The following is a 10,974-nucleotide window of genomic DNA, read 5'->3' as shown; positions in this document are numbered from 1 at the left end:
TTACCCTTCGTTGGTGGTCTGTGCGGTGGTGCTGGACTCGATACCGTCCAGGTGGGCGGCCAGGTGCTCGCTCAGGTCGGTAGCCTCAACAAAGTCGCCTGCAGACAACCAGGTCGGGGCCTCATCTTCGGTGAATCCGAAGCTCTCCTCGGCGAAGGCAATTTCGTCGCCCAGCAGGCCCAGCTTCGCGCCGTTCGAGGACTTGAAGAGCACGATATCGCCGGGACGCAACTCGGCACGCAGAATCTGAGCAGCCTCCTGCGGGGTCTGAACCCAGGTCGCCTCGTTGCCCCAGGAGCCTTCCAGGTGTGCGGCGTTATAAATAGGCTTAGCAATATCGCCAACCGCGATGAGCTTTGAGATGTTCATACGCACCACCAGGCGGCCGAGGTGATCGTGCTCCTGAACGGAAACATCGCCCAGCTCCAGCATGGCACCCAGCACCGCCCAGGTTCGGTGAGGCTTACCGGTAGCCGGATCCACAGCGCGGCCCAGCTGCGCGAGGGTGCGTAGCGCCGCCGCCATAGACTCGGGGTTGGCGTTGTAGGCATCGTTAATGACGGTCACACCGTCGGCGCGGTCGGTGCGGGCCATGCGCCACTTGGAGACCGCCGCCGCGCCGTTGAGCGCGCGAGCAATCTTCTCACCCGCAATACCGCTGTTGTAGGCAACAGCCGCCGCAGCCAGCAGGTTGTATACGTGATGCTCACCAATCAGGCGGGAGGAAATCTCGTGCTCACTACCGTCAGGCAGGCGCAGGGTGAACTCGGGGCAACCGGCATCAGTAGTGTGCAGGTTGAGTGCCGCCACGTAGCGTTCGAAAGGCTGACCGTTCTCTTCGGTCTTCTCCCCCACACCAAAGTAGGTGACGGGCGCGACCGAACGGGAGGCCATGCGTAACACGCGCGGATCATCCGCGTTCAAGGAGAGGGAGCCGCCGGGCTGAACGCCCTCGGCCAGCTCGCCCTTGGTGCGTTCGATATTGTCCACACCACCGAACTCGCCGGCGTGGGCGGTGCCAACCTTCAGGATTGCGCCGTGGTCGGGACGCACAATATTCGCCAGGTACTCAATATTGCCCACATGGTCTGCGCCCATCTCGATGACCAGGTAGCGGGTGGATTCATCCGCACGGAAAACCGTCAGCGGCACGCCCACCTCGCTGTTGTAGGAACCCACCGGAGCAACCGTGGGGCCCTCGGGGGTGAAGATAGCGGCCAGCAGATCCTTCGTGGTGGTCTTACCGGCCGAACCGGTAATACCGATAACCGTCAGCTCGCCCTGTGCGCGCATCTGCTCAATCGCGTAGCGAGCCAGATCGCCCATGGCCAACACCACATCGGGAACGAGGACGCTCGGGTAGGGAACACCCTGCTCATCGACGACTTCGCGCTCGACCAGGGCAAGCGTCGCGCCCTTCCCGAAGGCCACAGGAATAAAGTTGTGGCCATCCGTGACGGCACCGGGCTTCGCCACGAACAGGGTGCCGGGCTCTACCTCACGAGAGTCAGTGGTGGCGAAGGTTGCGTACACCTGCTCCTCACGGCCATCCAGGCCGATTGCGGTGCCGCCGGTCGCCTCCAGAATCTGGGCGGCGCTGAGCTTAATCATTCTCTACCTACCTTCAGCGGTCTCGGTCATCTTGGTGGCCTGCGCAACCCCTGCAGCATCAATCATGCGGCGGTAATCGGGGAGCACCTCGAAGCCATGGGCGTGCAAAGCGCGAGCGGTCTCTACACGGTCGTCCAGGGCGATATCCACGCCGTCGACATCCTGCTCGGTCTCGTGACCGCGGCCGGCAATGAGAATCGCATCGTGCTCGGTAGCCATAGCAATCGCCGCATCGATAGCCGCCGATCGCGGGGAAATATTCAAAATCTGCTGGGCGCGACGGTTCTCCGCCTTCTGCGCACCTTCCTCAACCGCGGCGCGAATCGGGGCGGGCTCTTCGCCGTGCGGGTCATCATCAGTCACGATAACAACATCGGCGTTCTGCGCGGCAATCGCACCCATGATGGGGCGCTTGAGGTGGTCTCGTTCGCCGGTCGCGCCGAACACAATCATGACCTTGCCGTCGCCGGGGCGGTCCATAGCCTCCAGCGCGCGGGTCAGGCCGTCGGGGTTATGCGCGAAGTCCACGATGGCGTGCGGCGCCAGCGAAATCAGCTGCATGCGGCCGGGCACCACGGGAGTGAGCGCCGGACCGGCAGCCAGGGCAGGCAGTAGCAACTCGCGCTCAGCGGCATCAGTATCGAGGTACGCCATGAGGGCAGCCAAGGCTGCATTCGAAACATTGAAATCTGCAGGCAGGCCCGTGTAGCATTCGATACTCTCGCCGGTGCCGTTCTCCAGGTAGAAACGGTGGCCCAGACCCTCTCGCTGCACGCGGACCACAGCCCAATCGCGCTCACCAAACTCTGCGGGGACCTCGGCGAGACCGGCGCCTCGGGCGGTCACCAGGCGGTACACGTGCTCGGCGCCCATCCGCTCGGCGGCGGAGGTGTACATCTTCTCACCCCAGCTATCATCCGCAGTAATGACAGCCAGCTCTGCACGCTCCGGAGTAAACAGCTGAGCCTTCGACTCGAAGTAACGCTCCATCGTGCCGTGCAAGTCCAAGTGGTCCTGGGTCAGGTTCGTGAAGCCAGCAACCGCATACTTCACGCCGTCCACACGGTGGTAATCAATCGCGTGCGAGGACACCTCCATTGCGGCGCAACGCACCTGATGCTGACCCATAATCGTCAGCAGAGAATGCACGTGAGGAGACTCCGGGGTGGTCATCTTCGAAGGAACCGACACACCATCAATCAGAATCTGAATAGTGCCAATCAGACCGGTTTTCACACCCAGGCCGGTGCGGAACACCGACTCCAGCATGTAGGTGGAGGTGGTCTTACCGTTCGTACCGGTCACCGCATAGCGGTGGGTGGCGGGGAACGAAGCCGAACCATAAATCAGCGCAGCCAACGGACCAACGTACTCGCGCAGGTTCTCAGTCACCAGGACAGGCACCGGCGCCTCACCCAGCAGTTGCGCACCGGCAGCATCCGTCAAAATAGCGGAAGCACCCAGCTTCAACGCGGCCTCAGCAAACTGCGCACCGTGCACCTTCGCACCGGGCAGAGCCACGTACAGGTCCTGGGGGCGAACGCCTCGGGAATCCATGCTGATACCGGTGACCTCAACGGCATCAGCGGATTCAGAACCCTGAACACCCTTAGCCGGCTGGGCACTCACCTGAGCGCCCAAGCCCTGCAGATGTTCGCGAAGGTGCGCCAAACTCACCGGGCGCACAGAATTCGGGCGCAGAGTCTGAGCGTCGCCGCCCAGCAGGTTCTGGCCGGGTGCGTGAGATGCGGTATCCATCGTCCTTCTTTCCTCCCCGCTGTCCAAAGCGGTGAGCTCTGTATGGTCAATGCGCTCAAGGCACACAGGGTCATTCAATATTCTACGGGCTTTAGGCTTCGACAGGTGTTCAGTATCGGAGCTTCTTCATCACGAATCAGCTACCGGGTACCTCTCCCCCATCTACCTTTAGCTCGTCTTATTGGGGCTATCCTCAGCGAAAATCGGAATCAACTCCGGTTCACCGGTAGAACGCGGCACATTATAGGTGTGCAGGGTCTTCTCCATAATCTTGGAGAACTCAGCCGTCGTACCGTTTACACCCACGCTACCCTCGGGACGCTGCATGGTCACGGCGACCAGGAAACGCGGATCCTCGATGGGTGCCAGACCGATAAACGAGGTCGTGTTACCGTCGTAGCCGCCCTTCTCGCTGGGCGTCTCAGCCGTACCGGTCTTGCCACCCACCCGGTAGCCGGTGACCTTCGCGGTGCGGGCGTGGCCCTGATCCACCATGTTCTCCATCAGCACGCGGCAGGAGGAGGCGGTCTCCTCGCTCACCATGCGCACGCCAGCCTCCACGGGGCGCTTGTGCTCGGTGCCGTCCGCGTCAATGATCGCGTCCACAATGCGCGGCTTGAGTCGCACGCCCTTATTACCCAGCGCCTGGAAAATCATGGCGGTCTGCAGCGGAGTCTGCGCCACACCCTGACCGAAGAGCACAGTGTACTGCTGACGGCCATCCCAATCGCGCCAATCAGCGATTATGCCCTGCTCCTCACCGGTCAGCTCAATGCCGGTAAACTCGCCGACGCCGTACTTCTTCAACCAGTTGTAGCGCTCTTCCTTGCTGAGCTTCTGAGCGATCAGCACCACACCGGTGTTCATCGAGTCAGTAATAATGCCCGAGAAAGTACGCTTCTGCGCCCCGTGCTCAAACGCATCCTTGAAAGTCTGGCCGTCAATCGTGAGGGTCGCGGGCACATCATACACGCTAGTCGGAGTCGTCAGGCCCTGCTCAATCAGCGCCGAAGCAGTCAGCATCTTCTCGGGCGAACCGGGCTCCACGTTCTGCGAAATAGCGCGTGGGGTCATATCCGCGGCGTCCTCGATGGTCTTCGCGCCGGGGTCCATGGTCGAGGAATCCGCCAGCGCCAGCAGGGAGCCGTCCCGCACATCCATAACGATGGCGGTACACCACTCAGCCTTCAGCTCCTCAGCGCGGGCGCGCACAACCTGCTGGGCGAAGTACTGGATGTCTCGGTTAATGGTCAGACGCACGTTCTTACCGTCCACCGCCAGGCGCTGCTCCTCCTTGGCCACGGGGATGCGCACACCGTCCGCGCTGATCTCGTAGGTGCGCTCGCCGGGGGTTCCGGCCAGCTCCTTTTCGAAGACACGCTCAATGCCCACGGAGTAGTTACGGGACACCGTACCGCCCGTACCGTTGCCGTCTGCCTCTTCAACAATGTTGTACTTACCGACCACGGAACCGCCCACACTACCGTTGGGGTACAGGCGCTGCGAGAAGGCCTCGCCGTAGATGAAGGGCGCGCCAAGGTCGTCAATCTTGTGGAAAATCTCGGGAGAAACGTCGGTCTTGATGACCGAGTACTTGGAGGTGCCGTCCAGCTTGGACTTGATGAACTCGTCGGTAATGCCCGGGTCAACGGTCTTGAGAATATCGACCATCTCGTACACCAGCTGGTTGGGGGTGACCTCAATCTTCTGGGTGCGGTCCTCGTTGTAACGCTTGAAGGTCGCCACAGCGCTCTGATCTGCGGTCAGGTTATAACGCTGCACGGTACGCGCCATAACGTTACCGTTGATATCGAGAATCTGGCCACGCACAGCAGGTAGCACCTGCGAGCGCAGACGCTTCTGACGGGACGCATTCGCCACTGCACCTGGGTCAAAGCCCTGGCGGATAAACAGGTTCGCACCGATGACGCCCAGAGCGCAGGTGGCTGCGGCGCCTGCGACGAAGCCACGGCGGGTCAGATCCGGCTGACCGGTTGCCGGTTCGTTCGCGTGATGGCGCGCGTCGAAGCTCATTCGGGGGTATCCTTTCGCGGTTCTCGTGCTGTGTGGGGTGTGTCGACTAAGGGTTGGGGCTAACGGGTAGTTTGGCCGTTCTGCGCGGCGCCGTTATTCGAAGCGCCATTGTTTGTGTGAGTAGCGTTCGCGCCGCTCGCAACGGCTGAGGCGCTCGGCTGGGCAGACTGCGCCGCACCGTTGTTCGTAGTAGCGTTGTTCGCGGCGTTATTGGCCGCGGCGGGGCTAGCCGTTGCGCTCGCCGAGGCGCTCGCGGCCGCGCTTGCGTGACGTTGCTGGGTGGTCTTATCCGCATCCACCACGCTCTTGGCGTAGCTTTCCTCGGAGCCTGCGGCCGGGGGCGCAACCAGGTTTTGTTCCTTGGTCGCGGCCTTGCCGGTGGGGCTGGCCACGGGCGCGGGGGTTCCCTCAATCTTGGAGGTCTGCAGGTTCAGGGTGGCCTGCGAGGAGCTGGCGAACATGCCCAGGGCGCTCGCGCGCACCGCTAGGTCCTGGGGCGCTTCCTTGAAACCGATCTCCTGCTGCAGGGCCTGGTTCTCCTGCACGAGACGCTGTTCCTGCGCGCGCAGGTCCACCATGTCGTACTGTCGGGTCACGATTAGCACGTTGAGCAGCAGGATAAAAATCAGGGTCAGCGGGATAGCGGCAAAAACGGCCAGCATGGTCGGCGGGCTCAATCGGCGGGCGCGGCGGGTCACCGCGGACAGCGGCGTGCGTCGGGTGACGACCTCTTCCTCGCGCGGTTCCTCGGTTCGGGCCGCGGCACGTACCGGTCCGGGAACGTAGCCCGCGGTGCGCTTACCCCCGTGGGAGGCGGCGGTGCTTGCCGGGCGAACCACGGGCTGAGAAGCGGTAACCGGATCCACCCGCGCGCTACGGGTACGGCCGGAATGTACACCCTTGGAGGTGCGGGTCACGCCCGCGCTGTGCGAGGCGTTCGAGGAGCCCAGGCTCGAGCTCAGAGCGCCGGATGCACCCGCCGAGGGGCGCGAAGAACCGGCGCGTCGAGTCCGCGGGGTACCCTGGGCGCGGGTGGGGCGCTGGGATGCGTGCTGGGTGCTCATTCGCTCTCTAATCTTCGTCTTAGGTGGTTACTAGCGTCTGTCGCCTGCGGGCGAGCAAATCGCTACTGGGAGGGGATTCGAATCTTCTCGGCGGCGCGCAACTTGGCGCTGGCGGCGCGCGAATTCTGCGCGATCTCTTCCTCGGTGGGCGGCTCCGCGCCGCGGGTAATAATCTTGATCGTGGGCTTGTGCTCCTCGAGTTCCACAGGGAATCCCTTCGGCGCCTTGGAGGTCGCCTCGGCTGTGAGGGCGCGCTTCACGATTTTGTCTTCCAGGCTGTGGTAGCTCATCGCAACGAATCGGCCGCCCAGGTTCAGCGCATCCAGGGCCGCGGGAACGGCCCGTTCGAGCGCCTCCAGCTCGTGGTTGACCTCGATGCGTAGCGCCTGGAAGGTGCGCTTGGCGGGGTGGCCGCCGGTACGCTGGGCCGCAACGGGAACCGCCTTCTGAATAATGCGCACGAGCTCGCCGGTAGTCTCCAGGGGCGCGTTGGCGCGGGCAGTGCAGATGGCGCGGGCGATGCGCGAGGCGAACTTCTCCTCGCCCCAATTGCGGATAATGCGGCGCAGCTGGTCCTCACTGTACTCGTTGACCACGATGCGCGCGGTGAGCTCGTCCTCGGAGTTCATGCGCATGTCCAGGGGCGCGTCGTAGGAGTACGCGAAGCCACGGGCGCGTTCGTCTAGCTGCATGGAGGAGACGCCAAGGTCCAGCAGGACGCCGTCAATTCCCTGCACCTCGGCGGTTTCCATGGCGCGGTCGATTTCGTCGTAGACCGCGTGTACAGGCACAAAACGCTCGCCGAAGCGTGCCAGACGCTCCCCCGCGATGGAGTGGGCCTGCAAGTCTCGGTCAATACCGATGAGCACCAGGTCCTCGAACCGCTCCAGTAACGCCTCGGAGTGGCCACCCATGCCCAGGGTTCCGTCAATCACGTAGGCAGTTCCACGTTCCTCCACAGCACGCTCAATGCCGGGCGCCAGCAGGTTAATGCAACGGTCCAGCATGACGGGTACGTGGCGTTCGCTGGCATCGCGCTCGGAGAGGTTGTCGATGGAGGCGCCGGTGACCTTCACCGAGGAGCCGGAAGTGCCGGCTTCGGGGGCGCGTTCTACGCTCATGAGTGCTCCTGTGTGAGGTAATCCTGCGGGGTAGTGAGTGGTGTATCGATAAGGTTATGGGGGCAGACCGTGCGTCGGGTCTGCACTGGCTTGTTAGCCCGGCCGATTCAGCGTTCCTGCCGATTCGACGGGTTCGCCGAGCCGTTAGAGCAGAGGACTGAAGGGGTCTTCGTCCAAAGCCGCAAACTCGGCCTCCGTGCGAGCCAGGTACTCCTCCCAGGCGGAAGCGTCCCAGATTTCCGCACGGGTTCCGGATCCGATGACCACGAGCTGGTCGCCAAGCCCGGCGTACTGCCGCAGAATCGGAGGGATGGTGATGCGCCCCTGTTTATCGGGTAGTTCGTCCGAGGCTCCCGAGAGGAATACTCGCAGGAAGTCGCGGGCGGCTCGACCCGGCAGGGGTGCGCTGCGCATCCGCTCGTGGATGCGCTCGAATTCCGCGGCGGGGAAAACGTACAGGCATCGTTCCTGACCACGGGTCAGAACGAGGCCTGCTGAGAGCTCCTCACGGAATTTGGCGGGGAGGATGATGCGCCCTTTGGCGTCCATCCGTGGCGAATAGGTTCCAAGGAACATTCGCGTCACCTCCCCCGTGTGTGCCTGACGCTGAGCTCGTCGTGCGCCCTCATTTTTTATCGCAAGCTTTTCGACGGCGCATGCAGAACGGACAAAAAGAAGGCGATGTGAGCCCTACGCCACAGTGAGAACAGGGGTGGGGCACAGTCAAGGACTGAAGCTTCAGCTTTCCCCTCCACTTTACCCCACTTTCCACCACCTCCCCCACCCCGAGGAAGGTCTTTTAGGGTTTTTATTCCTTCTTTTGCATTTTTTATCTTGGCGCACAGCTTCTTCACAGGTTAAGACCATTCAGAGGCAGATCTCGGCGACATAGCAGCAGGGTGACACAAGGCACACGCAAAAAAGTTAGCGCTTATTCCGGACGGGCTATATACCCCCTCGCCCAGGGCAACCGGCTCGCCGTGCACTGAAGGGCAGAAAGCAAAATCCATCCCCGAGCTATAAAGGGCCACTCAGAAAAGCACTGGGCGCGAAAAAGCGGAGGCAAGACACTATGTCTCGCCTCCGCTGTGAAAAGTTGTTATGGGTTTCGGCTCAAAACCTTCAGTCCAGCATTTTTACCTCAACCGCTCCAGTCCGGGACCTGCTATCCCAGGCCTTCATCGGGTTTTAATTCTGACCATTATTGCGCTCGTCCCAGCGCTCCTCCAGGCGGTTCATGAAGGCCGAACGTTCCTTCTGCTCGCGCGAGCGGGCGCGAGCGGCACCACTGGCTTTGCCTCCCAGGAAGGAATCCACGGGGGTCTTCTTACTGGTGCTGGCGAAGTACACACCGAAAGCCGCAAAGAGGAAGCCAAGCACACCCAGCCAAATGAGGTGAGAGGCCACAGCACCGATAATGATGCCCAGGCCGATGAGCACACAGAGAATGCCAAGCGCCAGCTGTCGAGCGCTAAACACGGGGGCAGTGTTGCCAGTGGAAGACATGGACGAGGCAAAGTTCGGGTCCTCATTACTCATGAGTTCTTCGAGCTGCTCAAGAACTTTCTGTTCACGCTCGGACAGTGCCATCATGTTCTCCTTTGTCTTTCTGACAACGCATTCGCGCCGGTATCCACGGCAGGCTGAAACGCATCCCGCGGCGTGCACGCGTTCTTTGGTTCCATCCTACCGCGCAAGGGGCTAGCAACGCACTATTTTTAGCCTCTCAGCTACTTATTTTACGAACCGTTTTACGGACCATTTCGACGCATGGATGCGATGGTGTCGAGGAGCTCACCCAGCACTCGCTTCATTCGCCCTCCGCCACAGCGAGAGGAACAGTCCCCGTCCTTCTACTCGTCGCGCAACTCTTCCACAGACTCTTCCGCAGAGTCCCTCTCGACCCCTCTCAGCCGGTCGTCAGCTCTCCGATCGGGCAGCGCAACCCCCGAGGCCGGCTTGATGCTCTCGGCCGAATACTTCCGCTGGATTGCATCCATGACGTGCTCGACCTCAGACCAGCGGTCAGCCTTCACCAGCACCGCCTCGGTGGCCTCCGGTGCAGACTTTGACGAACGAGATTTCGAGCTCCCGAGGCTCGCCGCGCCAGCGCTTCCACTCCCCCGGCCTCGAGACCCCCGCCCGACGGGCTTGTATTCGATGGACTCGAAGAGAGCCTGCTGCACCCCATCCTCGGCGCGGGCCAGCTTCTCGGCCCGCACGCCAATCAGCCGGATGGGGCGCGGCGCTTCCGCCCCGGTCAGAATCCCGTCGGCCCGCAGTGCCTCCAGCGCCAGCTCGGCGATGCGCATCCCCGAATCCAGCGGCGAACTGAGGGGCACAGATCGAGTGTGGGTCTCAAAATCCGTATAGCGGATTTTCAGGCTCAGCCGACCCGCGAGGCGACCGGACTCGCGCAGACGCCGCCCCAGCTTGAGGCTCAGCTCGCGCACAATCCCGCTAATGACAGCGGCCTCGGCGGTATCTTCAGAGAAGGTATGCTCGCCGCCCATACTCTTCTCATCACGTTCGGTCAAAACGGGCCGGTCATCAATACCCCTCGCAACGGCCCAGAGGTATTCCCCGTGGGAGGTGCCGAAGCGATCCCGGAGCCAGTCGATGCTCATGGAACGCAATTGCGCAATGGTCTGAATTCCGTAGCTCGCCAAAAGCTTCGTGCTTTTCGAACCCACGCCCCACAGAGCCGAGACCGGGCGAGGGTCCAGGAACTCCTGTACGCGGCCGGGCGGCACGACCCATAGGCCATTGGGCTTACTGCCGGTCGAGGCCATCTTAGCCAGAAGTTTATTGGGAGCCACCCCCGCCGAGGAAGGTAGCGAGAGCTCCCGGGTGATGCGTTCACGCGCCCGTTGCGCCAATTGCACGGGATCCTGCCCATGCCGGTAGGCACCTGTCAGATCGACGAAGGCCTCATCCACGCTCACCTGCTCCACCAGCGGACTGAGGTCGCGCAAAATACCCATGACGGCCCGGGAATAGTACCGGTAATCCGCTCGTAGGGGAAGAATCGTAGCGTGCGGAACCTCGGAGAGGGCACAGCTGAGGGGCATACCCGAATGGACCCCGTGGGCACGTGCTTCATAAGAGGCCGAACACACCACCGATCGAGGACCCGTCGGCGCAACGATGATGGGTTTACCCCGAAGCGAGGGGTTCTCGAGGAGCTCGACGTTAACGAAGAAGGCATCCATATCAAGATGCATGATGACGCGTGCGTTATCGCGGCCCGGTTTGTTCACTTCTCCCCCTCCCTTCAACAGTGTTCACCACACACCCCAAATATAGCACACATATACGAATTAAACCCTAAATACTCGTAAACATATTCGCAAATACCCCGTGTGACGTGTTTCTCCACTAAGCTA

At 62.0% G+C, this 10,974-nt stretch carries 8 protein-coding genes; all 8 read right to left on the bottom strand.

Annotated elements, in window-relative coordinates; translation table 11 throughout:
- Positions 1 to 1,611, bottom strand: coding sequence for a UDP-N-acetylmuramoyl-tripeptide--D-alanyl-D-alanine ligase (locus JX292_RS02510; RefSeq protein ID WP_204861063.1), 1,611 nt, complete (start codon positions 1,609 to 1,611; stop codon positions 1 to 3).
- 3 nt (positions 1,612 to 1,614) lie between these two features.
- Positions 1,615 to 3,369 (bottom strand): Mur ligase family protein, encoded by a 1,755-nt coding sequence (locus tag JX292_RS02505; RefSeq protein WP_204861061.1) that lies wholly within the window; start codon positions 3,367 to 3,369, stop codon positions 1,615 to 1,617.
- A gap of 168 nt (positions 3,370 to 3,537) precedes the next feature.
- The gene (locus JX292_RS02500; RefSeq protein WP_204861058.1) at positions 3,538 to 5,403 is read right to left on the bottom strand and encodes a peptidoglycan D,D-transpeptidase FtsI family protein; all 1,866 of its coding nucleotides are present in this window, start codon (positions 5,401 to 5,403) and stop codon (positions 3,538 to 3,540) included.
- A gap of 59 nt (positions 5,404 to 5,462) precedes the next feature.
- On the bottom strand, positions 5,463 to 6,467 hold the full coding sequence (locus JX292_RS02495; protein WP_239653593.1) for an amino acid ABC transporter ATPase: 1,005 nt from the start codon (positions 6,465 to 6,467) through the stop codon (positions 5,463 to 5,465).
- A gap of 62 nt (positions 6,468 to 6,529) precedes the next feature.
- Positions 6,530 to 7,588, bottom strand: a complete 1,059-nt coding sequence (gene rsmH / locus JX292_RS02490; RefSeq protein ID WP_204861055.1) for a 16S rRNA (cytosine(1402)-N(4))-methyltransferase RsmH — start codon at positions 7,586 to 7,588, stop codon at positions 6,530 to 6,532.
- 144 nt (positions 7,589 to 7,732) lie between these two features.
- Entirely contained in the window at positions 7,733 to 8,164 is a 432-nt protein-coding gene (gene mraZ, locus JX292_RS02485; protein ID WP_204861053.1) for a division/cell wall cluster transcriptional repressor MraZ, read from the bottom strand.
- 612 nt (positions 8,165 to 8,776) lie between these two features.
- Positions 8,777 to 9,181, bottom strand: a complete 405-nt coding sequence (locus JX292_RS02480; protein ID WP_239653592.1) for a DUF3040 domain-containing protein — start codon at positions 9,179 to 9,181, stop codon at positions 8,777 to 8,779.
- A gap of 260 nt (positions 9,182 to 9,441) precedes the next feature.
- A complete protein-coding gene (dinB, locus tag JX292_RS02475) occupies positions 9,442 to 10,812 on the bottom strand; it encodes a DNA polymerase IV (protein ID WP_204861758.1) in 1,371 nt (456 codons plus the stop codon).
- Between the last annotated feature and the right edge of the window lie 162 nt (positions 10,813 to 10,974).

The organism is Rothia mucilaginosa (assembly GCF_901875305.1).
In the GTDB taxonomy this organism is placed as follows: Bacteria; Actinomycetota; Actinomycetes; order Actinomycetales; family Micrococcaceae; genus Rothia.
Note: the sequence above shows the minus strand (reverse complement) of the source record. Positions and strands in the feature narration are given on the sequence as shown.

Excerpts from the sequence above, each read along its gene's own strand:
- JX292_RS02500 (WP_204861058.1), bottom strand. The coding sequence starts at position 5,403 with ATGAGCTTCGACGCGCGCCATCACGCGAACGAACCGGCAACCGGTCAG.
- JX292_RS02480 (WP_239653592.1), bottom strand. The coding sequence starts at position 9,181 with ATGATGGCACTGTCCGAGCGTGAACAGAAAGTTCTTGAGCAGCTCGAA.
- rsmH (WP_204861055.1), bottom strand. The coding sequence starts at position 7,588 with ATGAGCGTAGAACGCGCCCCCGAAGCCGGCACTTCCGGCTCCTCGGTG.
- JX292_RS02505 (WP_204861061.1), bottom strand. The coding sequence starts at position 3,369 with ATGGATACCGCATCTCACGCACCCGGCCAGAACCTGCTGGGCGGCGAC.
- mraZ (WP_204861053.1), bottom strand. The coding sequence starts at position 8,164 with ATGTTCCTTGGAACCTATTCGCCACGGATGGACGCCAAAGGGCGCATC.
- JX292_RS02495 (WP_239653593.1), bottom strand. The coding sequence starts at position 6,467 with ATGAGCACCCAGCACGCATCCCAGCGCCCCACCCGCGCCCAGGGTACC.
- JX292_RS02510 (WP_204861063.1), bottom strand. The coding sequence starts at position 1,611 with ATGATTAAGCTCAGCGCCGCCCAGATTCTGGAGGCGACCGGCGGCACC.
- dinB (WP_204861758.1), bottom strand. The coding sequence starts at position 10,812 with ATGCATCTTGATATGGATGCCTTCTTCGTTAACGTCGAGCTCCTCGAG.